This is a genomic window from Rhodanobacter sp. Root480 (assembly GCF_001426645.1).
Taxonomy (GTDB): domain Bacteria; phylum Pseudomonadota; class Gammaproteobacteria; order Xanthomonadales; family Rhodanobacteraceae; genus Rhodanobacter; species Rhodanobacter ginsenosidimutans.
In genome coordinates this window covers 79048-95158 of the sequence record NZ_LMEX01000002.1, presented here as the reverse complement: position 1 = coordinate 95158, position 16111 = coordinate 79048, and the positions used below count along the sequence as shown (strand labels likewise).

Sequence of the window (16111 nt, the reverse complement as noted above, 5' to 3'; positions counted from 1 at the left end):
GATGCGGGGCCATGGTAGGCGCGGAAACGCGCGTTCAAGCGGGTAGTGCATACGTATTCATTTTTGTGCTTCGCATCAATGTTTGCGCTAACACGGCAGGGGTCGATGACGTATGTTCATGTGTGAAATACCACTGTTTTCCAGCTGTTTTCGTCGATGAAGCAGGGCATGTTCCGGAGCGTTTTGTCGTCGTGTTGCGACGCGTTACATGCCGCAAATGAATACGTATGCACGCTCGTATTGAGCGTCGTCCGCTGCCATTAAGCTGCCCCCATGTCATGCAGTCGAGCCGATCCGAATCCGTCGGCGCCGCGGCACAAGAACAAGGGGACATGCGGAATGAGTGAGGCATCCTGGTGGCGCGGAGCCGCCATCTATCAGATTTATCCACGCAGTTTCATGGACACCGATGGCGATGGCGTGGGCGATCTCCCCGGCATCATCAGCAAGCTCGATTACGTGGCCAGCCTGGGCGTCGACGCGATCTGGATCGCGCCGTTCTTCCGTTCGCCGATGACCGATTTCGGCTACGACATTGCCGACCCGTGCGACGTCGACCCGCTGTTTGGCACCCTGGCCGATTTCGACACCTTGCTGGCGAAGGCGCATGCGCTGGGGCTGAAGGTGATGATCGACCAGGTGCTCAGCCATACCTCGAACGAGCATGCCTGGTTCAAGGAAAGCCGCGAGAGCCGCGACAATCCCAAGTCGGACTGGTACGTGTGGGCGGACGCGAAGGACGATGGCAGCGCGCCGAACAACTGGCTGTCGCTGTTCGGCGGTTCGGCCTGGCAATGGGAGCCGCGCCGCGGGCAGTACTACCTGCACAACTTCCTGGCCTCGCAACCGGATCTCAACTTCCACAACCCCGATGTATGCGCGGCGGTGCTGGCCAACCTGCGCTTCTGGCTCGACAAGGGCGTGGACGGCTTCCGGCTGGACTCCATCAACTTCTGCTTCCACGACCGCGCACTGCGCGACAACCCGCCCAAGCCGAAGGAAAAGCGCGTGGGCCGCGGCTTCAGCCCGGACAACCCGTACGCCTTCCAGTACCACCATTACAACAACACCCAGCCGGAGAACCTGAAATTCCTCGGCGATCTCCGCGCACTTATGGACGGCTATACGGATGTGGCCGCGCTGGGCGAAATTTCGTCGGAGGATTCGCTGGCCACGATGGCTGAATACACCCGCCCCGGCCGCCTGCACATGGGCTACAGCTTCGAGCTGCTCACCGACGATTTCAGCGCAACCTACATCCGCGACACGGTGCAGGCGCTGGAAGCGCAGATGGACCAGGGCTGGCCGTGCTGGGCCATTTCCAACCACGACGTGGAGCGGGTGATCACGCGCTGGGGCCGGGGGCACGCATCGACGTCATTGGCCAACCTGTTCACGGCGGTGCTGTGTTCGCTGCGTGGCTCGGTATGCATATACCAGGGCGAGGAGCTCGGCCTCACCGAAGTCGACGTGCCCTACGAGGCGTTGCAGGACCCCTACGGCATCGCGTTCTGGCCGCAGTTCAAAGGCCGCGACGGTTGCCGCACGCCTATGCCTTGGAGCGACGAAACCAGCGGCGGCTTCAGCGCCGGCACGCCGTGGCTGCCGGTGCCGCAGGAACATCGCGAACTCGCTGTCGCGCGGCAGGAACACGATCCGCATTCGGTACTCAACGGCTTCCGCACTTTCATGCACTGGCGCAAGGCGCAACCGGCGTTGTGCGTGGGCGAAATCAGCTTCATCGACATGCCCGAACCGGTGCTGGCATTCACACGCCGCGTCGCTGGCGAGACCGTGCTGGTGATATTCAACCTCGGCGGCGCGGCGGTCGATGTGTCGTTGCCTGCCTTGGGTGCGTTGCACGCCTTGGAAGGCCACGGGTTATTGACCGGTGCGGTGCATGGCGATGGGTTGCGTTTGCCGGGTTACGGCGCATGGTTTGCGCGGGTGGTGTGAGTCTTCGCGATCAGGCTGGTTTTCGCGCCGGTCGTTTGCGATAGATGCCCCTCGTTCCTGCCGCTTCCGTGTATGTCCACAAGGGGCTTCCTTCGGTCGTGCGCGATGCTCTTGCTGTTGCTTTGGGTATTTGTAGGAGCGACTTCAGTCGCGACGCTTTTCCGGTTTTCGCGCAGCCCCGAAGCTCTCGCTCTGAAGTCACATCCAAGAGCAAAGCGTCGCGGCTGAAGTCGCTCCCACAGGACAGAGGAAGAGCAAAGCATCGCGCGCGGAGCGCGCTTCTACGGGGACTCAGGACCCGATGACGATCGGCTCGGGTTCCAGTTGCACGTCGAACTTCCCGCGCACGCCATCCATCACCTGCTGCGCCAATGCCCACAACTGCGGGCCGGTGGCGTGGCCGTGGTTTACCAGAACCAGCGCATGGCGGTTGGAGATGCCGGCATCGCCGTCGCGCAGACCTTTGAACCCGCCTTGCTCGATCATCCAGGCGGCGGAGAGTTTGCAACGACCGTCGGCCATCGGCCAGGCGGGCAGGTCGGGGTGGTTGCGTTTCAAGGTGGCGGCGGTGATGGCGTCAACGATGGGGTTCTTGAAGAAGCTGCCGGCGTTGCCGATCACGGCGGGGTCGGGCAGTTTTTTGGTGCGCAGGTGCACGACGGCTTCGGCGACGTGGAACGGGGCGGGCTTGTCCACGCCCATCCGCGCCAGTTGTTCATCGATGCCGGCGTAGTCGGTGCGCAGTGGGCGGTTGCGCGGCAGCAGGAAGCGTACGGCGGTGACGATGTAGCGGCCGGGTTTGTGCTTGAACAGCGAGTCGCGGTAGCCGAAGGCGCAGGTGGCGTGATCCAGCGTGACCACGCAGCGCTCGCGGGTGTCCCATGCTTCCACGCTTTCCACGAATTCGGCCACTTCGCAGCCGTAGGCGCCGATGTTCTGGATCGGGGCGGCGCCCACGGTGCCGGGGATAAGGATCAGGTTTTCCAGTCCGGCGTAGCCCTGGCCCAGGGTCCAGCGCACGAAGTCGTCCCAGCGTTCGCCGGCCGCCACGGCGATACGGGCGCTGTCGCCGTCGCTTTCCACCTGCACGCCGCGGGTGGCCATGGCCAGCACGGTGCCGTCGAAGTCGCCGGTGAACAGCATGTTGCTGCCTTCGCCCAAGACCAGCAGGCGACTGTTGCGCACGGCGGGGAAGTCGAGCAGCTCGGGCAGCTTGCTGGCGTCGTGGATCTCGGCCAGCAGCCGGGCCCGTGCATCGACGCGCAAGGTGTTGCGGTTGGCCAGCGGGGCGTTTTCGATCAGCGTGTAACCACCCATGTCGGTGCGCTCCGCTGGCATGCGCTCGTATTCACTCGACATGCGCGGCCCCGCGCTGGCGCCGGATTTCGTCCACACATTCGTTGACCAGCGCTGGTCCACGATAGATCAGCCCCGAATACAGCTGCACCAGCGAGGCGCCGGCGTCGAGCTTCTCGGCCGCGTCACTGCCATCCAGGATGCCACCCACGCCGATCAGCGGAATGCGCCCCTGCAGGCGCTTGTGCATGCCGGCCAGCACAGCGGTGGAGTGCGCGAACAGCGGCTTGCCGGAAAGTCCGCCCGCCTCGTCGCCGTGCGGGTCGTCGGCGACGGCGCTGTGGTCGATGGTGGTGTTGCCGCAGATCACGCCATCGATGCCGGTGTGCAGCAGTACCTCGGCCACGGCGTCCTGCTCGGCCTCGTTCAGGTCGGGCGCGATCTTCAGCAGCATCGGTTTGCGCTGGCCGTGCTGGGCGCCCAGGCGCTCCTGCGCCTCGCGCAATACCGAGATGAAGCGCCGCAGCGTGGCCTCCTGCTGAAGGTCGCGCAGGCCTTGCGTGTTGGGCGAGGAGATATTGATGGTGATGTAGCTGGCGTGCTCGTACACGCGGGTGAGGCAGAACAGGTAATCACTGGCGGCTTTCTCGTTCGGCGTGTCCTTGTTCTTGCCGATGTTGATGCCGAGCACGCCGTGGTAGCTCGATGCGCGGACGTTGCGCACCAGCGCATCGACGCCCTCGTTGTTGAAGCCCATGCGGTTGATGATCGCCTCGTGCCGCGGCAGCCGGAACATGCGCGGTTTTTCATTGCCCGACTGCGGCCGCGGCGTCACCGTACCCACCTCGATGAAACCGAAACCCAGGGTGTTCAGCGCGTCCAGATGCTCGGCGTTCTTGTCCAGCCCCGCGGCCAGGCCGACCGGGTTGGGGAAACTGATGCCGAACGCGGTGGTCGGTAGGTCGGCCGGCGGCTTGGCGATCCACTGCGCGACGTTGCTGCGCTGGGCCACGCCCAGTGCATACAAGGTGGCGCGATGCGCGGTTTCGGCATCCAGCTTGAACAGCAGCGGGCGCAGGTAGTCGTACATGTGTCGAACCGGTTGTCCGCGAAGTGCGGGAGTCGTCGCGCCAGTTTATCGCGCTCGGGAGCGGGGGCGGCAGAAACGCGAGGGGCTGCGGCTTTGCGCTTTTGGCCGGGTTTTCCGCTCCTTCTCGTCAGATAGCTACGGCTATCTTCCTCAAACGATCGAAAAACCCGACGCAAAAGCGCTTCGCCTCGCTCCCTTGGTTTCTACCGCCCCCGCTCCTGGCCGGTCGGTCAGCCGTTCAATATCTGCGCAGCCGATGCCGTGGCCGCTACCAGGTCACCCAGCCCAGGCCGGTGAAGAGCATGGCGAGGATGAAGGCGACCACCGCCACGCCGGACAGCACTTGCACGTAGCCCAGCACCAGGCCCGCGATGGCCAGGCCATCGCCTTCGATCGGGGCGTCCACGCTGGCGCGGCGGATGTCCGCGCGCGCCATGTGCCCGCAGACGATCGCCACCAGGGCACCCACGAACGGCAACACGCACCACGCCAGGATGCCGAAGACCAGGCTCACGATCGCCAACGTGCTGTTTGTAGCGGGGCGGTGGGACGGTTGGTAGCTCATCGATCGCGCACTCTTGTGGGATACAACGCGGTCTCGCGTGGCGCCGGCCGCGGCGGGTGCCGCGGCCAGGTCGCCTGCATCAGAACTCGAACTTGATGCCCTGCGCCAGTGGCAACGCGTCCGAGTAGTTGATGGTATTGGTCTGGCGGCGCATGTAGACCTTCCACGCGTCCGAACCCGATTCGCGCCCGCCGCCAGTGTCCTTCTCGCCGCCGAAGGCGCCGCCGATTTCCGCGCCGCTGGTGCCGATGTTGACGTTGGCGATGCCGCAATCGGAGCCGGCCGCCGACAGGTACTGCTCGGCCGCTTTCAGGTTCTGGGTGAAGATTGCCGCGGACAAACCCTGCGGCACGCTGTTCTGCAACTCGATCGCCTCGTCCAGCGTCTTGAACGGCATCACGTAGAGGATCGGCGCGAACGTTTCAGTCTGCACCACCTCATCGTCGTTCTTCAGCCCGGTGATGATCGTGGGCAGCACGAAGTTGCCCTTGCGATCGGTGAGCGCCTTGCCGCCGCTGCGCACGTTGCCGCCCGCGGCCTTGGCCTTCTCGATCGCCGCCAGATACGCCTGTACCGCGTCCGGGCTGTTGAGCGGGCCCATCAGGGTGGTGGCCAGCGTGGGATCGCCGATCTTGCCTTCCACCTGGCTGTACGCCTTCACCAGCGTGTCGACCACGGTGTCGTGGATCGACTCGTGCACGAACAGCCGGCGCGTGCTGGTGCAGCGCTGGCCGGCGGTGCCCACCGCGCCGAACACGATCGCGGGGATCGCCAGCTTCAGCTCGGCGCTCTCGTCCAGGATGATGGCGTTGTTGCCGCCCAGCTCCAGCAGCGAACGGCCCATGCGCTTGGCCACGCGCTCGCCGACCATGCGGCCGACCTTGGTGGAACCGGTGAAGCTGATCAGCGGGATGCGCCGGTCATCCACGAACTTCTGCGCCAACTCGCTGCCGGCATCGTTGAACAGGAAGAACAGGTCCGGGAAGCCGCCAGCCTTCAGCGCCTCGTTGCAGATCCTGATCGTGGCGATCGCCGACAGCGGTGTCTTCGGCGACGGCTTCCAGATGCAGATGTCGCCGGCGATGGTCGCCAGCATCGCATTCCACGCCCACACCGCGACGGGGAAGTTGAACGCGCTGATGATGCCGACCAGGCCCAGTGGATGGTACTGGTCGTACATGCGGTGGCCGGGGCGCTCCGAATGCATGGTGTAGCCGTAAAGCATGCGGCTCTGGCCCACGGCGAAGTCCGCGATGTCGATCATCTCCTGCACTTCGCCATCGCCCTCGGGCTTGATCTTGCCCATCTCTAGCGCCACCAGCGAACCCAGCGCGTCCTTGTGCTTGCGCAACGCCTCACCGCACAGGCGCACCGCTTCGCCGCGCTGCGGCGCGGGCGTGGTGCGCCAGATCTTGAACGCGGCCTGGGCACGCGCGATCAGCTTTTCGTAATCGGCCGCGCTGGTGGCGGGCACGCTGGCGATCACTTCACCGGTGGCCGGGTTGGTGGGCTGCAGCGTGCCGGCGTCGGTCGTGGCCGACCATTCGCCCTGGCCCAGGTAGGTGCCGGACAAGGTCTGGTCGAGGCCGAGCGACTTCAGGATCGCATGGGACATGAGCGTCTCCATTGAATGGTTTAAAAAGAAACCATTCTAGCAGGTGGTCATTTACCGAGCCTCTCGCTGGCGTTCTTCGCGCCCCGGCGAATCCATGCGAAAATTGCCGTTCGCCCTCGTAGCTCAGCTGGATAGAGCGGCCCCCTCCTAAGGGGCAGGTCGGACGTTCGAATCGTCTCGGGGGCACCAGGCATGCAAAAACGACAAAGGCCGGCAACTTGCCGGCCTTTGTCGTTCGTGGTGTCACCGCGTAACTGGCTTACTTCATCGCGCGGTCGAACTTGCGGATGAAGTCGCGCACCTGCGGATACACCTTCTCGCGCCAGCGCCGGCCGCTGAAGATGCCGTAGTGGCCGGCGCCCTCGATCACCTTGTGCGCGCGGCGTTTCGCGGGAATGCCGCTGCACAGGTCGTGTGCCGCCTGGGTCTGGCCCAGGCCGGAGATGTCGTCCAGTTCTCCTTCCACGGTGAGCAGCGCGCTCTTCGTGATCGCGGCGGGATTCACCCGTTCGCCGGCCACATCCCACAGGCCGCGCGGCAGCAGGAACTGCTGGAAGACGGTGGCAATGGTGTCCAGGTAGAACGCGGCCGGCATGTCCAGCACGGCGTTGTATTCGTCGTAGAACTTGCGGTGCGAGGCAGCGTCTTCCTGATCGCCGCGCAGCAGGTTCTGGTAGTAGTCCCAGTGCGAGCTGAGGTGCCGGCTGGGGTTCATCGCGATGAAGCCGGCGTGCTGCAGGAAGCCCGGGTAGACCTCGCGGCCGTGGCCGGGATAGTTCGGCGGCACGGTCTGCACCACATTGTTCTTGAACCACGACAGCGGCTGCGTGGTGGCCAGGTTGTTGACGCCGGTGGGGCTGCGGCGCGGGTCGATCGGGCCGCCCATCATGGTGAGGCTGAGCGGTGTGTCCTCACCGCGCGCGGCCATCAGCGACACCGCTGCCAGCACCGGCACGGTGGGCTGGCACACCGAGATCACGTGCAGCTCGCGCGCGCCGATATGGCGGATGAACTCCTCGATGTACGCCACGTAATCGTCGAGCCCGAAGGTACCGGCCTCGGCGGGCACCATGCGCGCGTCGACCCAGTCGGTGATGTAGACCTTGTGCTCGCGCAGCAGCGTGCGCACGGTGTCGCGCAGCAGCGTGGCGTGATGGCCGGACAGCGGCGCCACCACCAGCACCACCGGGTCGGCCTTCATTTTCTCGATGGTGGCCGGGTCGTCGCTGAAACGCTTGAAGCGCTTCAGCTGGCAAAACGGCTTGTCCAGCGCCACGCGTTCGATCACCGCGATCTCGTGCTCGTGGGCCAGCGCGCTGTGGATGCCGAATTCCGGCTTCTCGTAATCCTTGCCCAGCCGGTGGATCAGCTCGAAACCCGCCGCCATCCGCTGCACGCCCGGCCATTGCGACAGCGGGCTGGCATGGTCATTGAGCATGCGCGCGTTGGCCTGCGCGAAGTAGCTCAACGGGCCGAGAAACGAGCGTTGCCATTCGTGGATTTGATAAAGCATGGGGCGGGTGTGCCTGCGACGAAAGGCGCCATCTTAGCCCTTTTGAGCGCCGGGTGTTGCGTCGCCGCAAAAGCAGTGGTGGCCTGCCTAATCAATCACTTGGCGAGAAACGGCAGCGCAGCAGCAGCTCATCCACGCCCTCGGTGTCGCCCATGCCGTCGCGCCACTGCAGCGGCTTCTGGAAGCGCACGCCCAGCGGCATGAACACGCGGTTGTACCACCACATCGCGCGCTGGCGCCGGTGCACCAGGAACCATTGGCCCAGCTCCAGCAGACGCGAGGATTTGGGTTGCATGCCGTACACGGCGCTCTGCTCGATGGTGAAGCCGTGCTGTGCCAGCAGCGTCATGATCCGGTCCGGCTCGTAGCGGCGGCAATGGCCCACGAATTCATCGAACGCCGTCCACGCGTGCTGATGCAGCGGCACCGAAAGCAACACCGTCGCGCCCGGTGCGGCCACGCGCGCCAGTTCGCGCAGTGCGCCTTCGTCGTCGGCCACGTGCTCCAGGATGTCCAGCGCGCACACCAGGTCGAAGCTGGCACTGGCGCAGGGCAGCGCGCCGATCATGCCGTGCGCGGCATTCGCACCGCGCTGGCGCAACTGGCGCAGGGCGGCGTGGCTGAGGTCGATGAAACAGGTGTCTTCCAGCGGCAGGCGCGGACGCAGGCCCGGGGCTACCTCCAGCCGGCGCGGTGCGGTGGCGACCAGTTCGCGCACCAGTGGCCAGGTGTTGAAGCGTTGCGGTTCCATCAGATGCGCGTCGGCCCACAGCGATTCATAGAAGCCGCGGTTGGCACGAATGAGGTCATCGTTGCTGCGGCTGTCGCGGGCGGGGCTTGGCATGGGCGGTTGGGGTCCTGCGCGGGCGGGGCGACGGTGGGAATCAGGGTGGTGAACGGATTTCGGTGCCGGCAACGATATCGTGCACGGCGCGGCGGCGCGGATCGATCAATGCCGGTATGTACCAGACGACCCACGCCACCAGCACGGCCCACAGCGCCAGTCGAAGCCCGACCCAGTGGGTGAGGCCCAGCAAAAACCACGGTGCGGCGGCGACACCCAGGCGAATCAGCGACTGCGGCCACGAGGGTGTGTCGCCAGCGGCGGTGGTCAGGCGGATGCGCCACGGTCGCATGCCGATGGTCTGCCCGCCGCGTCGCCACGACGCCACGAAATACCCGCCCACGCAGGCCGCCTCGAACAGCGGAAACCACCAGGCGCGCAGATGCTGCTGCTCGTCCAGCAGCCGGCCGCCGGTGACCAGCAGGCCCAGCATGTTCGCCACCATCATGATCGCCAGCACGATCAGCAGGTCGTACACCAGCGCCGTCAATCGGCGCCACAGCGGGCAGGGCGGGGCGGTGGGAAAGGTGCTGGACATCAGTGTGGATCGCTTGCGTGTTGCGCGCGCAATGGCCAGCATCGAGCGCATGACGAAGGAAGAAAACCCGGCCAGTATCGCCGAAGCCGACCGCGCGGGCATTGCCGCGTTTCTCGAACGGCTATGGTCGGAGGACGGCCTGGCGGATCGTACGCTGGAAGCGTATCGCCGCGACCTGCAGGCGCTGGCCGCGTGGCTGGCCGGACGCGGGCGGCAGTTGCGCACGGCGCGGCGCGAGGACATCTCCGCCTACCACGCGGCCTGCGCGGGGGCGATCCGTTCGATGGCGCGGCGGCAATCCACGTTTCGCCGCTATTACGCGGCCATCGCCCGCGACGAGCCCTCGTTCGTCGATCCCACCGCCCTGATCGAGCGGCCGCGCCTGCCGCGCAGCCTGCCCAAGGCGCTGGCCGAGCGTGAGATCGAAAGCCTGCTGGCCGCGCCCGACCTAGGCAGCACTCTTGGGCTGCGCGACCGCGCCATGCTGGAGCTGATGTACGCCTGCGGCCTGCGCGTGTCGGAGCTGGTCGAGCTGCCGCTGGCCGGGTTCAACGCGCGCCAGGGCGTGCTGCGGGTCACCGGCAAGGGCGGCAAGGATCGGCTGGTGCCGGTGGGTGAGGTGGCGCTGGAACACATCGGCAACTATCTGGCCGACGCGCGTCCGCCACTGGCCGGCGCGCGCCAGCCGCCGGCGCTGTTCCTCAGCCAGCGCGGCAGCGGCATGACGCGGCAGATGTTCTGGTTGCTGGTGAAGCGCTACGCGGCGCAGGTGGGCATCAACCCCAAGCGCATATCGCCGCACGTGCTGCGCCACTCGTTCGCCACCCACCTGCTCAACCACGGCGCCGACCTGCGCGCGCTGCAGATGCTGCTGGGCCACAGCTCGCTCAGCACCACCCAGATCTACACCCTGGTGGCGAAGGAGGGATTGAAGCGGCTGCACGCGCAGCACCACCCGCGCGGATGATCGTGCGCGGACCAGGCCGGTTCAGCGGACTATGCGAGAATCGCCGGTCATGCCCGGCCAAGCCGGATCGAACGAGGTCGTGATGTCGAAGAAATGGCTGCTGGCGACGTGCGCCGGCCTGATGGTCGCCAGCGCAATGCTCGCCAGCGCGACAGCGATGGGTGCTGCGAGTGCGGTCGAGCCGGCTCCCCTGAAGGTCACTCCCGCCGTCAACACCATGGTGCGGAACGCGCTCAAAACGCTGGCGCCCGGCGTGCAGGTGGATGCGGTGGAGCCGGCGGCGCTGCCGGGCTTCTATCAGGTGATCGCCTCGGGCCAGCTGATGTACCTCAGCAGCGACGGCCGCTACTTGCTCAACGGCGACCTGATCGACCTGACGCAGAAGAAGAACCTGAGCAACGCGGCGTGGGCCCGCTTCCGCAAGGCGGAACTGGCCAAGGTGCCCGCCTCGCAGCGCATCGTGTTCGCGCCGGCGAACCCGAAATACACCGTCACCGTGTTCACCGATATCAACTGTGGCTATTGCCGCGCGCTGCATGAGCACATCGCCGCCTTCAACAAGGCCGGCATCGCGGTGGAATACCTGGCCTGGCCGCGTGAAGGCATCGCCAGCACCTCGGGCAAACCCACCGCGACCTATAGCGAAATGGCGTCGATCTGGTGCGCGGCCGATCGCAAGGCGGCCTTCAGCGCCGCCATCGCAGGCAAGGCCCCGGCCGCTGCCACCTGCACCAACCCGGTGGCGGACCAGTTCGACCTGGGCATGAAACTGGGCGTCAGCGGCACGCCCACCATCGTCGCGCCCGATGGCCGCACGCTGGGCGGTTATGTGACCCCCGAGCAAATGCTGATCGCGCTGCAGAAAGGCAGCTGAGCTGGCTGTTCTGTAGGAGCGGCTTCAGCCGCGACCGGCCTGTGCGGGGAGGCGGGTCGCGGCTGAAGCCGCTCCTACAGGTAATGCCGGGTTTCTGCCGCAGGATGCCCCATCAGCAGACCTCGGGCGGGCAGGTCGGTTAGAATGGGCGTTTCCCCTCGCATAGCGCCGTTCCCCGCATGATCGCACTCGACGGGCAGAGCGCCCTCTCGCCGTTCCGCCTCGAACGCCTCAACGCCCGCCTGGATGCCCTGCATCACGGTGTGCGCGTGCAGGCGTCGTGGTTTGTCTATTTCATCGACGCCGATGCCGCGCCCGAAGGCGTGCTGCGCCAGCGGTTGCTGGCCGTGCTGGAAGCGAAGGATGCCGCGCCGGAGCCGGCCACGCTGTGGGTGGTGCCGCGGCTGGGCACGATTTCGCCGTGGTCGAGCAAGGCCACCGACATCCTGCACGGCGCCGGTTTCGGCGCCGACGTGCGGCGAGTGGAGCGCGGCCTGGCCTGGCAGATCGGTGGCCTGCCGGACGCCGGCACGCCTGCCCACGAAGCGGTGATGGCGCTGCTGCACGATGCGATGACGCAATCGGTGTTGAGCCGTATCGAAGACGCACACAGCCTGTTCCTGGGTGGCGCGCCGGGCGATCTGCAATACATCGCGCTGGGCGATGACGCGCGCGGCGCGCTGGCCGAGGCCAACAAGCGGCTGGGCCTGGCGCTGGCCGACGACGAGATCGACTACCTGGCCGACCGTTACGCCGAACTGGGCCGCGACCCCACCGACGCCGAACTTTTCATGTTCGCCCAGGCCAACTCCGAGCACTGCCGGCACAAGGTGTTCAACGCCAGCTGGACGGTGGATGGCGAGGCGCAGGACAAGACCCTGTTCGGCATGATCAAGCACACCCACCAGCGCTCGCCGGCGTACACGCTGTCTGCGTATTCGGACAACGCGGCGGTGATCGAGGGCAGCAACGGCAAGCGCTTCTTCACCGACCCGGATGATGGCGTGTGGCGCGGCATCGAGGAGCGCATCGACTTCGCGATCAAGGTGGAAACGCACAACCACCCCACCGCGATCGCGCCCTGGCCCGGTGCGGCCACCGGCGCGGGCGGCGAGATCCGCGACGAAGGCGCCACCGGTCGCGGCGGCAAGCCAAAGGCCGGTCTCACCGGTTTCTCGGTCTCCGACCTGCGCATCCCCGGCCACCCGCAGCCGTGGGAAGTGGAGCGCCCTCTGCCGCCGCGGATGGCCAGCGCGTTCGAGATCATGCGCGACGGCCCGCTGGGCGCGGCCGCGTTCAACAACGAATTCGGCCGCCCCTGCCTGGGCGGCTATTTCCGCAGTTACGAGCACGAGACCGGCGAAGCCGGCCTGCGCCGCGGCTACGACAAGCCGATCATGCTGGCCGGCGGTCTGGCCAACCTGCGCGCGGGCCACGTGCTGAAGCATCCGGTGCAGCCGGGCAACAAGGTGATCGTGCTGGGCGGCCCGGCGATGCTGATCGGCCTGGGCGGCGGTGCTGCCTCGTCGGTGGCCGGCGGCGCGTCCAGCGCGGAGCTGGACTTCGCCTCGGTGCAACGCGACAACCCCGAAATGGAACGGCGCTGCCAGGAAGTGATCGACGCCTGCTGCGCGCTGGGCGAGGCCAACCCCATCGTCAGCGTGCATGACGTGGGCGCGGGCGGCCTGTCCAACGCCATCCCGGAATTGCTCAACGACGCCGACGTGGGCGGCGTGATCGACCTGTCGAAAATCCCCTGCGACGATCCTTCGCTGTCGCCGATGCAGGTGTGGAGCAACGAGTCGCAGGAACGCTACGTGCTGGCCATCGCGCCGGAAAATCTGGCCCAATTCGAAGCCATGTGCGTGCGCGAGCGTTGCCCGTATGCCGTCGTGGGCGACGCCACCGCCGAACGCCAACTGGTGCTGACCGATCCGCGCCGCGAGCTGACCGTGATCGACCTGCCGATGGACGTGCTGTTTGGCAAGCCGCCGCGCATGCATCGCGACGCCACCCGCATCAAGCCGCGCGTGGACCTGGTGCCCGACCTCACCGGCATCGGCATGGACGAGGCGCTGCTGCGCGTGCTGCGGTTGCCCGGCGTGGGCAGCAAGAGCTTCCTGATCACCATCGGCGACCGCACCGTGGGCGGCCTCAATGCGCGCGACCCGATGGTCGGCCCGTGGCAGGTGCCGGTCGCCGATTGCGCGGTGACCATCGCCGATTTCGACGGTTACGCGGGCGAGGCGATGGCGATGGCCGAACGCGCGCCGGTGGCCTTGCTCAGCAGCGCCGATGCGGCGCGGCTGGCGGTGGGCGAGGCGATCACCAACCTGGCCGCCGCACCGATCGCCTCACTCGGCGAGATCCGGCTGTCGGCCAACTGGATGGCCGCGGTCAACCATCCGGGCGAGGACGCCGCGTTGTTCGATGCGGTGCACGCGGTGGGCATGGAGCTGTGCCCCGAACTCGATATTTCCATCCCCGTCGGCAAGGACTCGCTGTCGATGCAGACGGTGTGGCAGGACGGTGGCACGCCACAGCGCACGGTGTCGCCGGTGTCGCTGGTGATCACCGGCTTCGCCCGCGTGGGCGACGTGCGCCGCACGCTGACCCCGCAACTGAAGCTCGATCGCGGCCACTCGTCCCTGTGGCTGGTCGATCTGGGCGCCGGCCGCGACCGCCTGGGCGGCTCCGCGCTGACCCAGGTATTCAACCGCGGCGGCGGCGTGCCGCCGGATCTCGATGACGCGAAGCGGCTGCGCGCGCTGTTCGAACTGGTGCAGGAGGCGAATGCCAACGGCCTGTTACTGGCCTATCACGACCGCTCCGACGGCGGCGTCATCGTCACCTTGCTGGAGATGGCCTTCGCCGGCCATTGCGGCCTGGAAATCCATCTGGACGGCTGGGCCGAAGCGGCCATGCGCGCGCTGTTCAACGAGGAACTGGGCGCCGTGTTGCAGGTGGCGGATGCCAACCGCGAGGCGTTCGAGAGCCTGCTGGTGAAATACGACCTCGCCGGTTGCAGCCACCGGATTGGACGTCCAAAAGAAAAGCTGGGCATCAAGCTGTTCAACGGCAGCGACACCTTGTTCAAGTGGAACTGGAGCACGCTGTACGCGGCCTGGAACGAAACCAGCCACGCCATGCAGCGCCTGCGCGACAACCCGCTCAGCGCCGACGCCGAGCTGGAATGGCGGCTGGACGATGCCGACCCGGGCATCTCGCCAAAGCTCACGTTCGACCCGACGCAGGACGTTGCCGCCGCGCTCATCGCCAAGGGCCAGCGGCCGCGCATCGCGATACTGCGCGAGCAGGGCGTCAACGGCCAGGTGGAGATGGCCGCGGCGTTCACCCGCGCCGGCTTCGACGCGGTGGACGTGCACATGTCGGATCTCGCCAGCGGCCGCGTGAAGCTGGCCGACTTCCGCGGTTTCGCGGCGTGCGGCGGGTTCTCCTACGGCGACGTGCTTGGCGCGGGCCGCGGCTGGGCCACTTCGATCCTCTACAACGACGACTTGCGCGAGCAGTTCACCGCGTTCTTCGCCGACGAGACGAAGTTCGCGCTGGGCGTGTGCAACGGCTGCCAGATGCTGTCGCAGCTGAAGGAAATCATTCCCGGCGCGCAGCACTGGCCGAAGTTCCTGCGCAACGCGTCGGAGCAGTACGAATCGCGCGTGGCCACGCTGGAAATCCTCGATTCGCCCAGCCTGTTCTTCAAGGGCATGACCGGCTCGCGGATTCCGGTGGCGGTGGCGCACGGCGAGGGCCGGGTCAGTTTTCCGCAGGTATGCAGCCCGTCCAAGTCGCACGGCGCAGTGCGCTTCGTCGACAACCGCGGCAAGCCCACCGAGAACTTCCCGCTCAACACCAACGGTTCGCCCGGCGGCCTGGCCGGCTTCACCGCCGCCGATGGCCGCGTGACCATCCTGATGCCGCATCCGGAGCGCGTGTTCCGCAGCGTGCAGTTGAGCTGGCATCCGGAAAACTGGGGTGAGGATTCACCGTGGATGCGCATGTTCCGCAACGCCCGCGTGTGGTGCGACTGATCGTTCCACCGCCCACAGAACGCCACTGAGCCATGGCCCGGTGGCGCTTACCCGAGTGGCATGCCGTGGCGCCGATGCTGGCATGGCTGGCGGCGCTGGCGTTGCTGCCGTGGTGGCTGGGGCTGCCCCTGTTGCTGGCGCTGGCTGCCGCGTTGTTGTTGCAACTGCACTGGCCGGCTGAACACGCCAGGCTGTTACGGCAGGCGTTGCGCTGGGGCCTGCCCGGCGTGATGGTCGCACTGCAACGGGCATTGGGTGGCGGAGCGTTCGGCGTGGGCGCCGCACTGCTGGGCGCACTCGCCGGCTACACCTTGCTGGCCGGCATGGAGGCGTGGCTGGATCGCGACCTGCGCCGCGCCCCCGCCGGTACCACCTCCGACGCGGAATGGCCCGAGTTGGCCCGCGCGCCGATCGGCCCGCCCGCCCGCATCATCGAACTGCGCCCACCCGAGTGGCACGCCGCGTCAGCGGAACTCGCCGACCCACGCGGCGGCCGCTTGCAGTGGCGCGAAGGCAGCTACCTGTTTGCCGACGGCATGCAAGTGGAAGCCGGCGAGCAATGCGATTTCAGCCCGGGCGGACGCTGGTTCGCTGCCCGCCCCGAACACGGCCGTCGCCTGCTGCTATGCGATCGCGACCATCACCGCTGCCACCGCCTGCGCGGCTGGAACCTGTATGGCTGGGACGGCGAACAGCCCTGGCTGCAACGGCGCGAAGGCGACATGCCGGTGCCGCTGGAACACGTCGCCGGCTCCCGCGGGCGACGGTAGGAGCGCTCCCACCGATGCACCCATCCGGTTCTCA

Annotated in this window: 12 protein-coding genes and 1 tRNA gene; 6 read left to right on the top strand and 7 right to left on the bottom strand. The window is 66.8% G+C overall.

Annotation, left to right across the window (positions count from 1 at the left end; genetic code table 11):
* Positions 1-339 precede the first annotated feature (339 nt).
* Positions 340-1956: an alpha-glucosidase family protein gene (locus tag ASD22_RS07580; RefSeq protein WP_056081312.1), complete on the top strand. Its 1617-nt coding sequence runs from the start codon at positions 340-342 to the stop codon at positions 1954-1956.
* A gap of 291 nt (positions 1957-2247) precedes the next feature.
* Here the strand turns inward: ASD22_RS07580 and murB are convergent, their stop codons facing one another.
* From murB to ASD22_RS07560, 4 genes are all read right to left on the bottom strand, one after another.
* Complete coding sequence (murB, locus tag ASD22_RS07575; protein WP_056083963.1) at positions 2248-3273, bottom strand: UDP-N-acetylmuramate dehydrogenase; 1026 nt, start codon at positions 3271-3273, stop codon at positions 2248-2250.
* Positions 3274-3304: 31 nt separating this feature from the next.
* Positions 3305-4342, bottom strand: coding sequence for a quinone-dependent dihydroorotate dehydrogenase (locus tag ASD22_RS07570; RefSeq protein WP_056081308.1), 1038 nt, complete (start codon positions 4340-4342; stop codon positions 3305-3307).
* A gap of 268 nt (positions 4343-4610) precedes the next feature.
* Complete coding sequence (locus tag ASD22_RS07565) at positions 4611-4907, bottom strand: DUF4190 domain-containing protein (RefSeq protein WP_056081305.1); 297 nt, start codon at positions 4905-4907, stop codon at positions 4611-4613.
* A gap of 79 nt (positions 4908-4986) precedes the next feature.
* The gene (locus ASD22_RS07560; RefSeq protein WP_056083960.1) at positions 4987-6522 is read right to left on the bottom strand and encodes an aldehyde dehydrogenase family protein; all 1536 of its coding nucleotides are present in this window, start codon (positions 6520-6522) and stop codon (positions 4987-4989) included.
* Between the two features lie 112 nt (positions 6523-6634).
* On the opposite strand from ASD22_RS07560, the gene ASD22_RS07555 reads away from it, so the two are divergent.
* Positions 6635-6711, top strand: a tRNA-Arg gene (locus ASD22_RS07555).
* 70 nt (positions 6712-6781) lie between these two features.
* Here ASD22_RS07555 and phaZ read toward each other — a convergent pair.
* From phaZ to ASD22_RS07540, 3 genes are all read right to left on the bottom strand, one after another.
* On the bottom strand, positions 6782-8035 hold the full coding sequence (gene phaZ, locus ASD22_RS07550; protein WP_056081302.1) for a polyhydroxyalkanoate depolymerase: 1254 nt from the start codon (positions 8033-8035) through the stop codon (positions 6782-6784).
* A 91-nt stretch (positions 8036-8126) separates the two neighbouring features.
* Positions 8127-8879: a class I SAM-dependent methyltransferase gene (locus ASD22_RS07545; RefSeq protein WP_056081300.1), complete on the bottom strand. Its 753-nt coding sequence runs from the start codon at positions 8877-8879 to the stop codon at positions 8127-8129.
* Between the two features lie 40 nt (positions 8880-8919).
* A complete protein-coding gene (locus tag ASD22_RS07540) occupies positions 8920-9417 on the bottom strand; it encodes an RDD family protein (RefSeq protein ID WP_056083957.1) in 498 nt (165 codons plus the stop codon).
* A gap of 49 nt (positions 9418-9466) precedes the next feature.
* On the opposite strand from ASD22_RS07540, the gene xerD reads away from it, so the two are divergent.
* From xerD to ASD22_RS07520, 4 genes are all read left to right on the top strand, one after another.
* Positions 9467-10384 (top strand): site-specific tyrosine recombinase XerD, encoded by a 918-nt coding sequence (xerD, locus tag ASD22_RS07535; protein ID WP_235577588.1) that lies wholly within the window; start codon positions 9467-9469, stop codon positions 10382-10384.
* 82 nt (positions 10385-10466) lie between these two features.
* Entirely contained in the window at positions 10467-11258 is a 792-nt protein-coding gene (locus ASD22_RS07530; RefSeq protein ID WP_056083954.1) for a DsbC family protein, read from the top strand.
* 179 nt (positions 11259-11437) lie between these two features.
* On the top strand, positions 11438-15307 hold the full coding sequence (gene purL, locus ASD22_RS07525; protein WP_056081294.1) for a phosphoribosylformylglycinamidine synthase: 3870 nt from the start codon (positions 11438-11440) through the stop codon (positions 15305-15307).
* 32 nt (positions 15308-15339) lie between these two features.
* Positions 15340-16077, top strand: coding sequence for a hypothetical protein (locus tag ASD22_RS07520; RefSeq protein ID WP_056081292.1), 738 nt, complete (start codon positions 15340-15342; stop codon positions 16075-16077).
* Positions 16078-16111: the final 34 nt, after the last annotated feature.